This window comes from Pseudomonas sp. NFACC37-1 (assembly GCF_900101575.1).
GTDB lineage: Bacteria > Pseudomonadota > Gammaproteobacteria > Pseudomonadales > Pseudomonadaceae > Aquipseudomonas > Aquipseudomonas fluorescens_AA.
In genome coordinates this window covers 38,318-57,621 of the sequence record NZ_FMUZ01000032.1, presented here as the reverse complement: position 1 = coordinate 57,621, position 19,304 = coordinate 38,318, and the positions used below count along the sequence as shown (strand labels likewise).

The following is a 19,304-nucleotide window of genomic DNA, read 5'->3' as shown; positions in this document are numbered from 1 at the left end:
CTCCCCAGATAGCAAAGGCCCCGCGCCTGTCCTTCCAAGGCGAACCTGACTGAGATCGGCAATGACAACACCTCGTTCGAAAAAGGCTCTTTTCATCGGCCTGCCCCTGGCCCTGGCGTTGGCCGTCGGGGCGGGCGTCGCGGCTTGGGACCATTGGTGGCGGGACAACCCCGGCTACCCGGTCAAAGTGATGAAAGAGGCCAGGGAACTGCACGAACGCCTGCTGTCCTTCGACAGCCACATCACCGTGCCGCTGGATTTCGGCACCGCCGGCAATGAAGCCGACAAGGACGGCAGCGGCCAGTTCGACCTGGTCAAAGCCAACCGCGGCCATCTGTCCGGCGCGGCCCTGACGGTGTTCGGCTGGCCGGAGTTGTGGAACGGGCCCAACGCGCCCCACAAGCCCACCGCCGGTTTTGTCGAGGAAGCGCGCAACCAGCAGGAAGTGCGCTACAAGATCATCACCGGCCTGGTCCGGGACTTTCCCAACCAGGTTGCCATCGCCTACACCCCGGATGATTTCCGCCGCCTGCACGGCGAAGGCAAATTCGCGATTTTCATCAGCATGCTCAACGCCTACCCCCTGGGCCATGACCTGAGCCTGCTGGACCTGTGGACGGCGCGGGGCATGCGCATGTTCGGCTTCAGCTACATCGGCAACAACGACTGGGCCGACTCCTCCCGCCCGCTGCCGTTCTTCAACGACTCGCCCGATGCCCTGGGCGGTCTGTCGGACATCGGCAAGCAAGCGGTGACGCGCCTGAACGACCTGGGCGTGATCATCGACGTGTCGCAGATGTCGACCCTGGCCCTGGAGCAAGTCGCGCAACTGAGTCGCACGCCGCTGGTGGCCTCTCATTCGGCACCTCGGGCGATGGTGGACATACCGCGCAACCTCAGCGACAAGGAAATGCAACTGATCAAGGCCAGCGGCGGCGTGGTGCAGATCGTCGGTTTCTCCCAGTACCTGCGCCCGCTGACGCAAAAGACCCAGGACAGACTCAACGCCCTGCGCGAACGCTTCGACCTGCCGCCGCTGCCCAACCTGGCGATGGCGCTGATGCCCGGCGACCCGATCATCGCCGCCTGGCCGGAACAGAAGTTCGGCGAATACGCCGGCCAGCTCTACGGCATCCTCGAAGAAGAACCCAAGGCCAGCCTCAAGGACCTGGGGGACGCCATCGACTACACCGTGCGCAAGATCGGCATCGACCACGTCGGCATCAGCTCGGACTTCAACGAAGGCGGCGGCGTGAAAGGCTGGGAGAACGTCGGCGACATCCGCAACGTCACCGCCGAACTGCTGACCCGCGGCTACTCCGAAGCCGACATCGCCAAACTGTGGGGCGGCAATTTCCTGCGGGTCTGGGATCAGGTGCAGAAAGCCGCCCGCCCCGCCATCGCCTCGACCCAGAAGGCGGCCCAACCATGAATGAACGTCGCACCTTCCTGAAGCAGGCCGGGATCCTCGCCGCCGGCCTGCCCCTGGCCGCCAGCCTGCCCGCCACGGCCAGCACCGATCCACTGGCACCGCTGCCCAAGAACAAATGGGCGCAATTGCGCTCGCTGTTCAACCAGGACCCGGACTACCTGCACTTCTCCAACTTCCTGGTCACCACCCACCCGCGCCCGGTGCGCGAAGCCATCGACCGGCATCGCGCCGCCCTGGACAAAAACCCGGGGCTATTGATGGACTGGGACCTGGGCGTCACCGAAGAGCGAGAGGAAAACGTCCGCATCTGGGCCGGCCGCTACCTGCAAGCTTCGCCCAAGCAAATCGCCCTCACCGGCAGCACCACCGAAGGCCTGTCGATCATCTATGGCGGCGTCCACGTGGCGGCCGACCAGGAAATCCTCACCACCGCCCACGAACACTACGCCACCCACACCATTCTCGACCTGCGCACCCAACGCAGCGGCACCCGGGTGCGCAAGATCAAGCTGTTCGAGAACGCCCACGACGCCAGCCATGAACAGATCCTCACGGCCATCGACCGCAACATCCGCCCCGAAACCCGGGTACTGGGTATGACCTGGGTGCATTCGGGCAGTGGCGTGAAGCTGCCGATCGACAAGATCGGCGCCCTGGTGGACAAGCACAACCAAGGCCGCAGCGATGAACAACGGATCATCTATGTGGTGGACGGCGTGCACGGTTTCGGCGTCGAAGACCTCAGCTTCCCCGCCATGAATTGCGACTTTTTCATTGCCGGCACCCACAAGTGGATGTTCGGCCCACGGGGCACCGGTCTGGTGTGCAGCCGCAGCGAAGAACTCAAGTACGTCACACCGATCATTCCGACCTTTTCCGAAGCCACGACGTTTTCCACCGTCATGACCCCGGGGGGCTATCACGCCTTCGAACATCGCTGGGCCGCCGACGAAGCGTTCAAGCTGCACCTGCAACTGGGCAAGGCCGAGGTGCAGGCACGGATCCACGCCCTCAACAGCTACCTGAAAAAACAGCTGGTGGCACAGCCACAGATCGAGCTGATCACCCCCATGAGCCCGGAGCTGTCCGCCGGCTTCACCTTCTTCCGGGTCAAGGGCCACGACAGCGACGAGGTCGCCGCCTACCTGATGAAGAACCGCGTGATCGCCGACGCCGTGCATCGCGATGCGGGACCGGTGGTCCGCACCGCGCCGGGGTTGCTCAACACCGAAGCCGAGATCGATCGCTTCATGGGGTTGCTGGGCAAAACGCTCTGAGCCGAACCTTTTTGACCTTATCGAGAGAGATGGATGAACAGTTTTTCGCTGAAGCTACTCCCGGCACTGACCCTCGCCGCCCTGCTGCCCTCCGGCGCCCAGGCATCACAACCGGGCCAGGTCTTTCGCGACTGCAAGGATTGCCCGGAAATGGTCGTGCTGCCCACCGGCACCTTCCAGATGGGCACCCCGGACGACGAAGTGGGACGCGAGCCCGACGAAGGCCCGCTGCACCCGGTGACGTTTGCCAAGCCCCTGGCGATCAGCCGCTTCCAGGTGCTCAAGGGCGAATGGTTCGCCTACCTGCGCGACACCGGCTACACCATGCCCGACGGCGATGAGCGTCCCGGTCGAGCGTGCAAGGCCGGCATCCCGGACTACCAGGGCAGCGACCCGCGCAAGCAATACACCGACCGGCACCCGGCGGTGTGCATGGACTTCGACGAAGCCAATGCCTACGTGGCGTGGCTGTCGAAAAAAACCGGCAAACAATACCGGCTGGTCAGCGAGTCCCTGCGCGAATACGCGGCACGCGGCGGCAGCACCGGGCCGTTCCCCTTCCCGTTCGATGAAGGCAAGGAGTACAGCATCGCCCAGCACGCCAACACCTACGGCGCGGCCGACGGCTACAACTTCACCGCCCCGGCCGGCAGCTTCGCGCCCAACGCCTTCGGCGTGTACGACATGCACGGCAACATCTACGAATGGACCGCCGATTGCTACAACGAAAACTATGTGGGCGCCCCGAGCGACGGCAGCGCCTGGCTGACCGGCAAGTGCGAATTCAAACGCATCCGCGGCAACGACTGGGGCGAGGCGCCGGTGTTCTCCCGCTCCGGCAACCGCAACGCGTTGGTGCCGGGCAATCGGGGGGACTGGATCGGTTTTCGGGTGGCGCGGGATATGTAATCAACGGACTCGCCCAAATACCTGTTTGGACCGGGGATATGGTTAACCCTGTGGTGAGGGGATTTATCCCCTCGCCACAAGATGTGGTTCGACCCAGCGGGAGCAAGCTCCCTCGCCACAACGGCGCTCCTGAGGCAATCAGGTATTAAATCCCATCCCCCACCAATCGTTCTACAGGTGGCGCGCCCCAACCCGGCGTGCCGCCGTCCTCCAGCCCATGCGGTGAATGCCCCGCGATGGCCTTCGCCCTTTTCATCTAGCAGGGAAACCTCCATGAGCCAACCAAAACGCGGGGTGATCAATGAATTGTTCACCCTGCTCAAACCCTTCCGGCTGATTGTCATCGGCGCCATCCTGCTGGGCATGGTCGGCGGCCTGAGCGTGACCGTGCTGCTGGCGACCATCAACCAGGTGCTGCACGCCGAAGGCGGGCTGAGCCCCACCGTGGTGGGCGTGTTCGCCGGGTTGTGCCTGCTGGCCCTGGTCAGTTCCATCTGTTCCGACATCGGCACCAACTACGTCGGCCAGAAGATCATCGCCAAACTGCGCAAGGAGCTGGGGGAAAAAGTCCTGTCGGCGCCCATCCAGCAGATCGAACGCTACCGCAGCCATCGCCTGATCCCGGTGCTGACCCACGACGTCGACACCATCAGCGATTTCGCCTTCGCCTTCGCCCCCCTGGCCATTTCCCTGACCGTCACCCTCGGCTGCATGGGTTACCTGGCCATGCTGTCGTGGCCGATGTTCCTGATGATGGTCGTGGCGATTGTCATCGGCACCGTGGTCCAGTACATCGCCCGCGGTCGTGGGATCAAGGGCTTCATGGAGGCTCGCGATTCCGAGGACGAACTGCAGAAGCACTACAACGCCATCGCCGAAGGCGCCAAGGAACTGCGCATCCATCGCCCCCGGCGGCAACGCATGTTCGTCTCGGGCATCGAACACACCGCCGACAAGATCTGCGACACGCAGATTCGCTCGGTGAACATTTTCGTGATCGCCAAGACCTTCGGCTCGATGCTGTTCTTCGTGGTGATCGGCCTGGCCCTGGCCCTGCAATCGCTGTGGCCGAGCGCCGACAAGGCGGTGATGAGTGGTTTCGTACTGGTGTTGCTGTATATGAAAGGCCCGCTGGAACACCTGATCGGCACCCTGCCGATCGTCAGCCGCGCGCAGATCGCCTTCCGCCGCATCGCCGAATTGTCGGCGCAGTTTTCATCCCCTGAACCGCACCTGTTGCTCAACGACCAGGGCCAGCCGAAAACCCCGGTGCAGACTCTGGAACTGAGCAATGTGGCCTACAGCTTCCCGGCGGTGGAAGGCGCCACGCCGTTCCGCCTGGGACCGGTGAACCTGAAGATCGACCAGGGCGACATCGTGTTCATCGTGGGTGAAAACGGTTGCGGCAAAACCACGCTGATCAAGCTGCTGTTGGGCCTGTACGCGCCGCAGCAAGGAGAAATCCGCCTCAACGACCACGTCGTGACAGCCGTGACCCGCGACGATTATCGCCAGTTGTTCACGACGATTTTTGCCGATTACTACCTGTTCGACGACATCGTCCAGGGCGACACCCATATCCCGGACGACGCCAATAAATACCTGCAACGCCTGGAGATCGCCCACAAGGTCAGCGTGCGCGACGGCGCCTTCACCACCACCGACCTGTCCACCGGCCAACGCAAGCGCCTGGCACTGGTCAATGCGTGGCTGGAAGAACGCCCGGTGCTGGTGTTCGACGAATGGGCCGCCGACCAGGACCCGACCTTCCGGCGGATTTTCTACACCGAGCTGCTGCCGGACCTCAAGCGCCTGGGCAAGACCATCATCGTGATTTCCCACGACGACCGTTACTTCGACGTGGCCGACCAATTGGTGCGCATGGAAGCCGGCCGGGTGGTCACCGAACTGCAATCGGCGTAAATAATCACGATTCTCATTCTGGTTTTTTCCGGGTCGTGCGTCCTAATTAAGAATTGATGACAACTACACCCCTATTAAAACTAAAACCTGCAAGAGTGAAACACATGCCAGCAACTCCGGGGATTCCACGTTTTACCAAGGCACTGATCATGCGCCGCCTGCTGCAACCAGGCTTCAGCGCCACCGCATTCAGCCTGGCCTTGGCCATGCCGTTCAGCGCACAGGTCCAGGCACAGGAAGTCGATCTCAACATTCCGGCGCAGTCGCTGGCGAGTGCCCTGCAGGCATTGAGCAATCAATCGAACATGCAAGTGCTCTACAGCGCCGATGATGTCCAGGGCCTGCGCAGCCAACCGGTCAGCGGCCGGTTGACACCAGCGCAAGCGTTGTCGCAGATGCTGGTGGGGACCGGCGTCATGTTCACCATCCAGGGCAACACGGTCAGCGTGCGCGCCAGGAAGGCAGGGGATTCGCTGGAACTGGGCGCTACGACCATCACCGGTAAATCCGCGGAAACCGCCTACGGCCCGGTGGACGGCTACGTCGCCACCCGCAGCGCCACCGGCACCAAGACCGACACGCCGATCCTGGAGATCCCGCAGACCATCAACGTGGTCACCGCCGAGCAGGTCGCCACCCAGGGCGCACGCAACCTGACCCAGGCCTTGCGCTACACGCCGGGCCTGAGCACCGGCGGCTTCACCGACCGCAACGCCATCGCCGACGAAATCACCAGCCGGGGTTTCTCGCCCACGCCGCTGTACCTCGACGGTGCCTACCTGCCCTATGCCGGCAGCCTCGGCGGCGCACCGCAAATCGACCCGTACACCCTGGAGCGCATCGAAGTGCTCAAGGGCCCGTCGTCGGTGCTGTACGGGCAGAACCAGCCCGGCGGCCTGATCAACATGGTCTCCAAGCGCCCGACCACGGAACAGCGCAGCCAGATCAAACTGGGCGCGGGCAGCTACAACCGGGTCAACGGCGCGTTCGACACCAGCGGCCCGATCGACGACCAGAAGGAATTCAGCTACCGCGTCATCGGCGTGGCGAAAAAAGGCAACCAACAGGTCGATCACACCCACAGCGAACGCATGCTGCTGGCTCCGAGCCTGACCTGGGCGCCCAACGACGACACCTCGCTGACCGTGCTGGCGCAGATCCAGCGCGACGACGGCCTGGAGGACTATCAGGCGCTGCCGCGGATCGGTTCCCTGGAGCGCGGCCCCAATGGCCAGCGGATCGACCGGGACTTCTTCTCCGGCGACACGCGGTGGAACGACTACAAGCGTGACCAGTTCATCCTGGGCTACGACTTCAGCCACAACATCACCGATGACCTGAAATTCCGCTCCACTGCGCGTTACACCGACGTGCGCGACCAGTACCGGGGCTTCTACCTGCGCAGCTTCGTCACCACCGGTGGCGTCACTGACCAGACCCAGGCCAACCGGGTAAAACTCGACTGGCAACAGCACAACACCGCGTACACCGTCGATAACAACGTGGAATACAAATTCAACACCGGCGCCCTGGAACACACCACCCTGGCGGGCGTGGACTATCGGCATTTCAACCGCAAGTACGATGGTTACAACGCCTACAACGTCGTGCCGATCGACCTGTACGGCAATAACAACAACTACGACACCGGCAGCGTAACCCCAACGCTGGACACCAAGTGGGACAACACCGTTCGCCAGACCGGCGTCTACCTGCAAGACCAGATCAAGCTGGACAAGTGGATCCTGACCGTGGGTGGCCGCCAGGACTGGGCCGAAGTGGACAACAAGGACCTGCTGGCGGGCACCGTTTCCTCACTGCGTGACAACAAGTTCACCGGCCGGATTGGCCTGACCTATGTCACCGATTTCGGCCTGGCGCCGTACATCAGCTACTCGGAATCCTTCCTGCCGACCACGGGCACGGACGCTAGCGGCGAAGCCTTCAAGCCGACAGAAGGCGAGCAATACGAAGTGGGTGTGAAGTACCAGCCGTTCGACAAGACGATGATTACCGCCTCGGTGTTCCAGATCAAACAGAAGAACCTGGTCACCGCCGACCCCGCCGATCCGCAGAACTCGATCCAGTCGGGCCAGGTGCGTTCACGGGGCGTTGAACTGGAAGTCAAATCCACCGTCGACAACATCGACGTCATGGCCGCTGCCACCTACCTCGACTCGTTCTACACCAAGGACAACTACGGCAACGAGGGCAACCGCAGCGAACAACAGGCGCCGTTCTCCGCCACGCTGTGGGTCGACTACCACTTCACCCAGGCCGTCCTCAATGGCCTGACCTTCGGCGCGGGCGCCCGTCACACCGGCCGCAAGCCGGGCGACGCGGCCAACTCGTTCGACGTACCGGCCTTCACCGTGTTCGACACCACCATCAGCTATGACATGGGCAAGGCCACCTCGAGCCTGCGTGGCGTCACCACCAGCCTGAACGTGCAGAACGTCTTCGACCGCGAGTATGTGTCCCACTGCAACTACTCGTTCGGCTGCTACTACGGCCAGGAACGCGTGGCGTCGCTGGACGTGACCTACGACTTCTAAACAACACCCTACAAAAAAACCGGGCCTGGCCCGGTTTTTTGTGCCTGCCAATCCTGAAACCCTGCCACAGAGGATGTGTGGCATGTGCAAATGCTGAGACCACCCCACAAGGGATCGGTGGCATGTGCAAATCCTGAGTCCCCCCTAAAACAACTGTGGGAGCGAGCTTGCTCGCGATGGCGGTGTATCAGTCACTTCACATGCTGGCTGACATACCGCTATCGCGAGCAAGCTCGCTCCCACAAGGGATTTGTGGTGACTCAGGCGGTAAGTGCAGTTCGCAGGGCTTGGCTCAATTGCGCGTACACCTCGTCAATCTCCGGCACCACGCTCTGCAAGCGCAGGTAGTCGTGGATCAGGCCGGTGTATTCGATCAGTTCCACGCTCACCCCCTGCGCCTGCATACGCCTGGCGTAGGCGCGGCCTTCGTCGAGCAGTGGGTCATGGCCGGCCAGGGCGATCAGGGCCGGGGCCAGGCCTGGGCAACCGGGCGCCAGCAATGGCGAGAAACGCCAGTCCAGGCGATCGGTGGGCTCATTGGCGTAGTGCCGGTAGAACCACTCGAGGGTTTCGCTCTCCAGCAGATAGCCTTCGCCGAACAGCTCGGTGGACGGGCTGCTGGTGGACGCATCGGTCACCGGGTAACAGAGCAATTGAAAACACGGTTTGATCGCCAGGGAGGCCGGTTCCAGGGCCGCTTGCAGCGCAAGCACGGTCGCCAGTGTTGCGCCGACGCTGTCCCCGCCGAACGCCACGCGGCTGATGTCCAGGCCTTCGGCGCGGGCCTGTTGCGCAAGCCAGACCAGGGCGTCGGCGCCGTCGTTCAGCGGGGTCGGGAAGGTGTGCTCCGGGGCCAGGCGATAGCCCACCGACAACACCGCGCACGGTGTCCGGGCGCAGAATTCGCGGCAGACACCGTCGTGGGATGCCAGGCTGCCGACCACATAGCCGCCGCCGTGAAAATACACCAGCACCGGCAGCGCCTGGACCGAAGCCGTGGCGGGACGATACAGACGCAGCGCCAGCGTCGCGCCGTCACGGGCGGTGAATGCGTGAGTGGCGCACTGCACATCCGCCGGAGCATCCCAGCGCAATTGCCCGGTGGTGCGCTCGAACGCCTCGCGGGCCTGGGCCGGCGTCGACAGGTGAAACGGCCCGGGGCCGTCGGCCTGGCTTTCTTCGGCCAGGTCGAGGAAGGCGTTGAGTTCCGGATGCAAGGACATCGCAGGGGTTCCTTATGAAAAACCATGGGTAAAAGATGAGCCAGGACTGAAACCTCCCCCTGTGGCGAGGGGATTTATCCCCGCTGGGTCGCGAAGCGGCCCCAATCCTGTCGACTCGGTCAACCTGACATATCGCTTGTCAATTTATTGGGGCTGCTGCGCAGCCCAACGGGGATAAATCCCCTCGCCACAGGGCGATGCCCGGCTTGAGATTCAGGCCGCTTGCGCCACGCAGTGCTCGATCAACGCTTCGAGTTCCTCCTGGTACGCGCGCATCAATCCCTCGACGGTCTCGGCACGGTAGCGGCGGGTGCTGAAGATGCAGCGCAGCGCCAGCCGCCCGTCGTACACCTGCCCCACCACTTCCAGCCAGTTGCCCAGCGCGGCATGGGGGCTGTAGCAGCTGCCGTAGCTTTCCGCCGCCGGCACCAACAACGCCTTGTCGTCGAAACTCTGGTCGAACTGCCCCAGGTAGTTGAACGTCACCCGTGCCTGGGGCGCGCGGCCCAGGGTGGCGGCCATCGGCTCGCCGCTCATGTAGCGCAACACGCCATAGCCCAATCCCTTGTTCGGCACCGCGGCCAACTGCCGTTGCACCGCCCGCACCGAGGTGCCGATGTCGGCTTCATGGCTCGGGGTCAGGCGCACCGGGAACATGCTGGTGAACCAGCCCAGGCTGCGGCTCAGGTCAATGTCCTTGACCAGGTCCTCGCGCCCATGCCCCTCCAGTTGGATCAGCACCGACGGCTGCTGGCTCCAGCGGCACAAGACCCGGCTCAGCGCCGCCAGCAGCACGTCGTTGATCTGCGTCTGGTAGACCGCCGGCACCTGTTTGAGCAACTGCTGGGTGTGCTGCTCCGACAGGCTCAAATGCGCCACCGATTGGTACTGCACCTGGTTCTTGCCCCGCAGGTTGTCACACGGCAACTCACTGCCCGGCTGGTCGATCTGCTCCAGCCACCAGGCTTTTTCCGGCGCCGGATAGTCCCGCGCATAGGCTTGCAGGCCCTCGGCCCAGGCCCGGTAGCTGCTGGTGCGAATCGGCAGGTTCGGCGTCTGGCCGTCGCTGTAGGCCGCATAAGCCGTCTGCAAATCCTGCAGCAGCAAACGCCACGACACCGTGTCGATGACCAGGTGATGAATCACCATCAGCACACGAACTTCACCGCTGCCCAGGGTCACATGCGCCGTGCGCCACACGGGCCCGTTGTGCACATCAAGACTGCGTTGCACCTGTTCGGCGTACAACTCCAGTTCGGCTTCATCGGCCACGCTGTGCTGCCACAGCAAAGGCTCGTTGGCCCACTGGGCCTGCATCTCCTCCAGCGCCTGGTAATGCTGCAGGTGACGCCCGCCGACCTCACTGAAGCGCAGGCGCAAGGCATCGTGCTGCTGCATCATGCACCGCAAGGCCAATTCCAGTGCCGTCAGGTTCAACCCCTGGCGGGCCCGCAGCATCAACGCCTGGTTGTAATGATGGGGCTCGCTCATGCGCTGATCGAACCACCATTGCTGGATCGGAATCAGGTTGAACTGCCCTTCGGCGGCCACCTGGGTCACGTCCTCGACCGTCACGGCATGGGTGTTCGAACGTTGGTCGAAAATCGCCTCGATGGTCTGGCCGCGCATCAGGTCCCGCAGCTTGAGTTCCATCTTCAGCTCCCCATGGTTGCGCACCCGCGAGACCACTTGCAGGCTGAGGATCGAGTCACCGCCCAACTCGAAGAAATTGTCGGTGATGCCCACCCGCTCGACTTGCAACACATCAGCCCAGACCTCGGCCAACAGTTGCTCATCGCGGTTACGCCCCGGCACATACTCGGCCCCCTTGAACTCCGGCTCCGGCAAGGCCTGGCGATCGAGCTTGCCGTTCGGGGTGACCGGCAACGCCTCCAGGCAGATGACCTGGGCCGGCACCATGTAATCCGGCAATTGCGCCCGCAGCTCGGCCTTGAGCCGATCGCCGATGACCACACCATCGGGGGTGACCACGTAGCCGATCAGTTGCTTGCCCGAAGCACTGTCGCGGGCGATGACCACCGCATCGCTGACGTCGTCCAGTTGCCGCAGGCTGGCCTCCACTTCTCCCAGTTCGATGCGGAAACCCCGCACCTTGATCTGGTGGTCGATACGGCCGACGTAATCGAGCACCCCGTCGACGCGCTGGCGTACCAGGTCGCCGCTGCGGTACAGGCGATCGCCCGGCTGGCCGAACGGGTCCGGCACGAAGCGCTCGGCACTCAGGTCCGGGCGGCGGTGATAACCACGGGCGATGCCCGCGCCACCGATGTACAACTCGCCGGCAATGCCCGGCGGCAACGGGTTGAGGTTGTCGTCCAGTACATACAAGGCGCGCTCCCCCACCGCACGCCCGATCGGCGCGTAGGCGGCTTCGCAACGTTCGCTGGCCGGCACCTTCCACAGCATCGGCGTGACCACGGTTTCAGTCGGGCCGTAGCCGTTGGTGAAGAATTGCGGACGCAGCGCCGCCTTCACTTGCTCGAAGGTCTGGTCCGGCACCGCATCGCCGCCGAAGCAGTACACCCGCACCGGCGGCGGTGCCAACTGGCTGTTGGCGGCGTATTCGGCCAGTTGCTTGAGGTAGGCCGGCGGGAAGCAGGCGATGGTAATGCCGTGGCGGTGCAAGGCGTCGAAGGTCTGCTCCGGCGTCCACAGCGCGCCGTCGCGAATCACCAGGGTGCCGCCGCTGAACAGCGTGCTCAGCCAGCGCTCATGGGCGCCGTCGAAGGCGAACGACATGAAATGCAGTTCGCGGGTGTGTTCGTCCATGTCATACAGCCCGGCGATGGCCTGGCAATGCATGCTCATCGGCCCGTGCGCCACGGCGACGCCTTTGGGGCGACCGGTGGAGCCCGAGGTGTAGATCAGGTAGGCCAGGTTGCCGCCGAGCAAACCGCTGTGGGGCGGCAGGTCGCTGTAGCCACGGCTGTCGAAACCATCGATGACCAGGCGCGCCAGACCGTCGAGATCCGGCAGGCGCGCCTGCACCCGGCTGTGGGTCAGCAACAGCGCCATGGCCGAATCTTCGATCATGAACGCCAGGCGCTCGGGTGGATAATCGATGTCCAGCGGCACATACGCCGAACCGCTTTTCATCACCGCCAGCAGCGCCACGACCATGTCCACCGAACGCTCCAGGGCCACGCCGACCACCACTTCCGGGCCGGCGCCGAGCTCGATCAAACGGTGGGCCAGGCGGTTGGCCCGGCGCTCCAGTTCGCCATAGTCCAGCGAGTCGTCGCCACACACCAGCGCCGTGGCCTGCGGACGCGACTGGGCATGCCGGCCAATCAGCTCCGGCAGCAACTGCGCCTGATAGCAACCGTTCGGCGCCGCGCTCCAGTGTGCGAAGGCCTGCCACTGTTCCGGCGACAAGCGCTGCAGGTTGCCCAGGCACACGTGGGGCGCATCGATCATCGCTTCCAGGGTGTCTTCCAGGGTGCGGCGGATTCGCTCCACCGCGTCGACGCTGAAGGCATTGCGCAGGAACAGGTACTCGATGGACAGTGTTTCACCCAGGTTGACCGCCAGGTCCATCGGGAAGTTGGTCACGTCATGATTGCGTGACTCGCCGAAGCTCAGGCCGGTGTCCTGCTGGTCGCCCAGGCGTTCGTCGATGGGGTAGTTCTCGAACACGATGATGCTGTCGAACAAGCCCTGCCCGCCCAGGCCCGACCAGCGCTGGATGTCCGCCAGTGGCGCATGGGAATGCTCACGCAGGTCCAGGTTGTAGGCCTGCAACTGTTGCAGCCATTGATCCAGCGGCTGCTCGGGGTCCAGGGTCTGGATCACCGGCAAGGTGTTGATGAACAGGCCGAGGATGTTGTCAGCGTTGACCAGCCCCGCCGGACGCCCGGCGACGGTGGCGCCGAAGACCACGGTGTTCTGCCCGGTGAAGCGTTGCAGCAACAGCAGCCACGCCCCTTGGATCAAGGTATTGGGTGTGATCTGCAAGGCGCGGCAGGCCTGTTGCAGGCGAGCGGTCTGTGCCACGTCCCAGCGCGAATACAGCGCCTCGTGCCCCGGCAATGCCTCGACATGCCGCGGGAACATCGCCTGGTTAAGGGAAGTCGCCTGCTCCAAGGTGTCGAGGCGGCTGCGCCAGAAACGTTCCAGCGCGCCCTGGTCCTGGCATTGCAGCCATTCGATGAACTCGCGGTAGCGACCATTGCGGCTGGGCACCTGCCCATGGGCGTAGAACTGCAACACCTCACCGAACAACCGCGAACTGCTCCAGCCGTCCATGAGGATGTGATGGCAGGTCCAGATCATCTGGTAGCGATCGTCTTCCAGGCGCAGCAACAACACCCGTTGCAAAGGCGCGCGGCTCAGGTCGAAACCGGCCAGGTAGTCGGCGGTCGCCCGGGCGCTGATCGCCTGCTCGCTGATGTCCTGTCCACGCCAGTCTTCAATCTGCAACGGCAGCTCAACCTGGCGATGGACAATTTGCACTGGCGCGCTCAAGCCATCCTGCCAGTGGAAACTGGTGCGCAGGATGTCTTCGCGCTCGATCACCGACGTCCAGGCCCGGGCGAAACGCTCGGAGTCCAGGCCATGCACCGGCAGGCTGATCTGGTTGATGTACAGGCCGGAGCTGTCGTCGGCCAGGGTGTGGAACAGCATGCCGTCCTGCATCGGCGACAGCGGATAGATGTCCTCCACCTGCGCCACGGGCACCGGCAGGCCATTGAGTTGCGCCTGGCTCAGGCGCGCCAGCGGGAAGTCCGAAGGTGTCAGGCCCAAGTGCCCGTCGGTGCAGCAGTGATCGATCAGCTGTTGCAACGCCACGGCGTAGGCATCGGCCAACGACTGGAGCGTGGCCGCGTCGAAAACATCGCCACTGAAGGTCCAGTCGAGGGACAACTGGCCGTTGAAGATCCGGCCGTCGATGGTCAGCCAGTTGCCCAGGGCCACGTCATCGCCGTGGCCTGCGCCACTGCCCTCCTCGCTCGGCACGAACAGCGCCTGCTCATCGAAGCTCTGGTCAAACTGCCCCAGGTAGTTGAAGGTGATGCGCGCTGGCGGCAGTTTTGCCAGGCGCTGCTGGACCGCTTCGGCCCCCAGGTAACGCAGGACGCCGTAGCCCAGGCCCTTGTTCGGCACCGCCCGCAGTTGTTCCTTGATCCGCTTGATCGACTCGGCGGGGTCGCCGGCCGGCGTCAGCAACACCGGGAACAGGCTGGTGAACCAACCGACGGTGCGGCTCAGGTCGATGCCCTCGAACAGTTCTTCGCGGCCATGGCCTTCGAGCTGCACCAGGCAGGCCGGTTGCCCGGTCCATTGGCAGACCACTTGCGCCAGGGCGCTGAGCAGCAAATCGTTGACCTGGGTGCGATAGGCCGTCGGCGCCTGCTTGAGCAAACGCTGGGTCTGGGTGGCATCCAGGCGTGTGCTCACCGAACGGCCATGGGCCGCGGCCTGGCTGCCCTCGGGACGGGCCCGTGGCAACGGCGGCAGGGGCTGGTCCAGTTGCCCGACCCAGTAATCCAGTTCCTTGTTCAGGGCTTCGCTGTGGGCGTAGTCCTGCAACTGAGCGGCCCAGGCCTTGAACGCCGTGGACTTGCCCGGCAAGGCCGGCGCCTGGTTCGCCCGCAGTTGGCGGTAGACGTTTTGCAGGTCTTCCAGCAGCACCCGCCACGACACGCCGTCCATGACCAGGTGATGAATCGCCAGGTGCAGGCGCGAACTGCCGTCCTGCACCACGATCAGGCTGCAACGCAGCAACGGGCCGTGTTGCAGGTCGAGGCTGCGTTGGGCCTGGTCGGCGATGGCGATGATCTCGGCGGCGTCCTGCGCGGTGCGCTGCCAGATCTCCAGCGGCTGTTTATCCACGGCCTGATGGCTGGCGTGCCAGCGACCATCGTCGGCCTCGGTGAACCGCAGGCGCAAGGCATCGTGATGGGCCACCACGTGCTGGAGGGCCTGTTGCAGGTGGGCAATGTCCAAGGGTTCGCGCGGGGTCAGCAGGACCGATTGGTTCCAGTGGTCGCGGTGCGGGATATCACTGGCGAAGAACCAATGCTGCATCGGCACCAGCAGGCTGTCGCCGGTGACCGGGCCTTGGTCGATCACGCCTTCATCGGTCGCCGTGGCGACCCGCGCCAGGGCCTGGATGTTCTGGTGCAGGAACAGGTCCTTGGGGGTCAGGCCGATGCCTTGGGCACGCGCCCGGCTGACCACCTGGATCGAGTTGATCGAGTCGCCACCCAGGGCGAAGAAGTTGTCGGCGGTGCCCACCCGCTCGACGCCGAGCACCCCTTGCCAGATCTCCACCAGTGCCCGCTCGATGGCGTTGACCGGTGCCGTGAAGGCTTCCTGGCGCTCGGCCAGGTCCGGTGCCGGTAGCGCCTTGCGGTCGAGTTTGCCGTTCGGGCTCAGTGGCATGTGTTCCAGGCGGGTCAGGTGCGTCGGCACCATGTGCTCCGGCAGGTTCAGGCGCAAATGGGCCAGCAGCGTTTCGCGCAACAGCGGCCAGTCGCTGGCCTCACCGGCCTGGGCGACCACGTAGCCGCTCAGCACCTTGCCGCTGCGGCTGTCCTGGGCCACCACCACCGCTTCTCGCACCGCTGCATGTTCAAGCAGGCGCGCTTCGATCTCACCCAATTCGATACGGAACCCGCGGACCTTCACCTGGTGGTCGATCCGACCGACATAGTCGATCACCCCGTCCGGGCGATAGCGCGCCAGGTCACCGGTGCGGTACAGCCGCTCGCCGGCCACGAAAGGGCTGGCGACGAAACGCTCGGCAGTCAGTTCGGGACGGCGGTGATAACCGCGGGCCAGGCCCTGGCCGCTGAGGTACAGCTCGCCGTTGACGCCGCTCGGCACCGGGTTGAGTTCATCGTCGAGGATGTAGGTCATCAGGTTGGCAATCGGCTCGCCAATCGGCACCGCATCGCGCCCTTCGTCGCGGCAGGTCCAATGGGTCACGTCGATGGCCGCTTCGGTCGGACCGTACAGGTTATACAGCCGGGCATTGGGCAACTTGGCGAACACCTGCTGCTGGGCATCCACCGGCAGGGCTTCGCCGCTGCAGACGATGCGGGTCAGACGGGTGCACCGGCTGACGTTGGCATCCAGCACGAACGCCTGCAGCATCGACGGCACGAAATGCAGGGTGGTGATGCTTTCCCGTTCGATCAGGCTGACCAGCTTCTGCGGATCGCGATGATCGCCCGGTGCCGCGACGACCAGGCGCACGCCGGTCATCAACGGCCAGAAGAACTCCCAGACCGACACGTCGAAACTGAACGGCGTCTTCTGCAAGACACTGTCGCCGGCCTCCAGGCCATAGGCCTGTTGCATCCAGCACAAGCGGTTGGTCAGGGCGCCGTGGCTGTTGCCGGCGCCCTTGGGTTTGCCAGTGGAGCCGGAGGTGTAGATCACATAGGCCAGGTTCTGGGCAACGGCCCGGGCAGGCGGATTGTCGGTGGCCTTGTCCCGCAACCAGTCGTCATCCCCATCCAGCAGCAACGTGGTGACACCGTCCCCTCCTGTGGGAGCGAGCTTGCTCGCGATGAGGCCCTCACTTTCAATATCAATATTGACTGAACCAGCGCTATCGCGAGCAAGCTCGCTCCCACAGGTCAGCAGCAGCTCGATGCCGCTGTCCTCGATCATGTAGGCCAGGCGTTCCGGCGGGTATTCCGGGTCCAACGGCACGTAGGCGCCACCGGCCTTGAGGATCGCCAGCAACCCGACCACCATTTCCACGCTGCGCTGCACCGAGATGCCCACCAGCACATCCGGGCCGACACCGCGCTCGATCAAGGCGTGGGCCAACTGGTTGGCGCGGGCGTTGAGTTGGGCATAGCTCAGCGACTGCCCTGCGAACACCAGCGCCTCGGCGTGGGGATCACGCTCGACCTGGGCTTCGATCAAATGATGGACCGGGAGATGGTTCGGGTAGTCGGCGTAGGTGCGGTTCCAGTCCTCGACGATCAGGCGCCGCTGCGTCCTGTCCAGCATCGGCAGCTCGGCGATGCGCTGGGTCGGGTTGGCGACGATGGCGCGCAACAGGTTCAGCCAGTGCTCACCCAGGCGGGCGACGGTGCTCGGCTCGAACAGGTCGCTGGCGTAAGTCAGCGCGGCACTGAGGCCATCGGCGTACTCGAAGGTGTCCAGGGTCAGGTCGAACTGGGCGGTGCCCGAGTCCCAGGTCAGTTGCTCCAGGCTCAGGCCCGGCAACGCCGACAGGTCCCGGCGGGCATCGCTGGCATGGTTGAACATCACCTGGAACAGTGGCGTGTGGCTCAGGTTGCGTGCCGGCTCTAGCCGTTCCACCAGTTGTTCGAACGGCAGGTCCTGATGGGCCTGGGCGCCGAGGGCCCGTTGCTTGACCTGATCGAGCAACTGGTCGAATCGCAGGTTGCCGTCGATGTCGGCCTTGAGCACTTGGGTGTTGACGAAGAAGCCCAGCAGACGCTCGGTTTCCACCCGGTTACGGTTGGCGATCGGCACGCCGACGCGGATGTCGTCCTGGCCGCTGTAGCGGTGCAGCAAGGTCTGGAAGCCGGCGAGCAAGAGCATGAACAGCGTGCTGTTGTGCTGCTGGGCCAGGCCCTTGAGGCCTTCGGCCAGGGCCGGTTCGATGACGATGGGCAGCCGTGCCCCACGATAGCTTTGCTGGGCCGAACGCGGATGGTCGGTCGGCAGTTCGAGAATCGGTTGCTCGCCGTCCAACTGCTCGATCCAGTAGTCGAGTTGACGCTGCTGCTCCCCTGCCGCCAGCCACTGCCGCTGCCAGTGGCCATAGTCGGCGTACTGGATCGGCAGTGGCGCCAGCGTCACCGGCTGGCCCTGGCTGAAACCTGCGTACAACTGCAGCAGGTCGTCGACCATGATCTGCATCGACCAGGCATCGGACACGATGTGGTGCTGGGTCAGGATCAGCACATGGTCCTCAGCACCCAGTTGCAGCCACTTGACCCGCAGCAACGGACCGCGCTGCAAATCGAACGGTTGCCGGGTCTCGGCTTCGATCAAGCCGCGCAAGGCATGTTCATCGACGCCGGCTTCGAGCGATTCCACCGCCAGGGCCAACGGCGCTGGTTCATCGATCACTTGCACGGGACGCTCATGGTCAAGCACGAAGCGGGTACGCAGGCTCTCGTGACGCGCCACCAGTGCATCGAAGCTCTGTTGCAGCGCCGCACGGTCGAGGGCGCCGCGCAAACGCAGGGCCGCCGGAATATGGTAGGCGCTGCTGGTGGGGTCCAGTTGCCAGAGGAACCACTGCCGTTGCTGGGCGAACGAGAGCGCCAGCGGCTGGTCGCGAGGAATGCGTGGAATGCCCGGCTCATCGTGGGCCGATACCGCGCCCATGGCCTCGACAAAAGCCCGCAGGCTGTTATGGGCGAACAACAGGCGCAACGGCACCTGGATATTCAGTTGCTGGCGAATCCGCGACATCACCTGGGTGGCGAGCAAGGAATGGCCGCCCAGTTCGAAGAAACTGTCGTCCAGGCCCACCCGCGGCACCTTGAGGATATCGGCCCAGATCGTCGCCACCGCCTGCTGCACGGCTGTCTGCGGCGCGACATAGGTTTTCTGCCACTGGCTGGCATCGGGCTTGGGCAACTGCTTGCGATCCAGCTTGCCGTTGGGCGTCAGCGGGAAGCGTGGCAACACCACCATGTGCGCCGGCACCATGTAGTCGGGCAGGTTGACCTTGAGCCGGGCCGTGAGGCTGTCGCGCAGGGCGCTCTGGGCGCCGGCGTCCAGGTCATTCAGTTCGGCGGTTGGAACGATGTACGCCACCAACGCCTGGCCGCCCGGTACCTCCTGGGCCAGCACCGCCGCTTCGCGCACGCTGTCCTGTTCCAGCAGGCGCGCTTCGATTTCGCCCAGTTCGATGCGGAACCCGCGAATCTTCACTTGATGGTCGATGCGCCCGAGGTATTCGAGGATGCCGTCGGCCCGTTGGCGCGCCAGGTCACCGGTGCGATACAGGCGCTCGCCGGCG

General features: G+C 64.2%; 7 protein-coding genes (1 of these 7 cut by a window edge). 5 read left to right on the top strand and 2 right to left on the bottom strand.

Annotated elements, in window-relative coordinates:
• Window positions 1-61: 61 nt before the first annotated feature.
• From pvdM to BLP82_RS24445, 5 genes are all read left to right on the top strand, one after another.
• The gene (gene pvdM, locus BLP82_RS24465) at window positions 62-1,432 is read left to right on the top strand and encodes a pyoverdine-tailoring dipeptidase-like protein PvdM (protein WP_092174148.1); all 1,371 of its coding nucleotides are present in this window, start codon (window positions 62-64) and stop codon (window positions 1,430-1,432) included.
• Complete coding sequence (locus BLP82_RS24460; RefSeq protein WP_092174145.1) at window positions 1,429-2,709, top strand: pyoverdine-tailoring periplasmic protein PvdN; 1,281 nt, start codon at window positions 1,429-1,431, stop codon at window positions 2,707-2,709. The genes pvdM and BLP82_RS24460 overlap by 4 nt, the downstream gene beginning before the upstream one ends.
• A gap of 33 nt (window positions 2,710-2,742) precedes the next feature.
• The gene (locus BLP82_RS24455) at window positions 2,743-3,618 is read left to right on the top strand and encodes a dihydropyoverdine dehydrogenase (protein WP_092174142.1); all 876 of its coding nucleotides are present in this window, start codon (window positions 2,743-2,745) and stop codon (window positions 3,616-3,618) included.
• Window positions 3,619-3,891: 273 nt separating this feature from the next.
• On the top strand, window positions 3,892-5,541 hold the full coding sequence (locus BLP82_RS24450) for a cyclic peptide export ABC transporter (RefSeq protein WP_092174139.1): 1,650 nt from the start codon (window positions 3,892-3,894) through the stop codon (window positions 5,539-5,541).
• A 104-nt stretch (window positions 5,542-5,645) separates the two neighbouring features.
• The gene (locus BLP82_RS24445; protein ID WP_092174137.1) at window positions 5,646-8,096 is read left to right on the top strand and encodes a TonB-dependent siderophore receptor; all 2,451 of its coding nucleotides are present in this window, start codon (window positions 5,646-5,648) and stop codon (window positions 8,094-8,096) included.
• A 260-nt stretch (window positions 8,097-8,356) separates the two neighbouring features.
• On the opposite strand, the gene BLP82_RS24440 is transcribed toward BLP82_RS24445, so the two are convergent.
• Entirely contained in the window at window positions 8,357-9,319 is a 963-nt protein-coding gene (locus tag BLP82_RS24440; RefSeq protein ID WP_092174135.1) for an alpha/beta hydrolase, read from the bottom strand.
• A gap of 213 nt (window positions 9,320-9,532) precedes the next feature.
• On the bottom strand, window positions 9,533-19,304 hold the 3' portion of the coding sequence (locus tag BLP82_RS24435) for a non-ribosomal peptide synthase/polyketide synthase (protein ID WP_092174132.1). 2,717 nt of this gene lie beyond the right edge of the window; the window shows 9,772 of its 12,489 coding nt (coding positions 2,718-12,489); its start codon lies off the right edge, out of view; the stop codon is at window positions 9,533-9,535.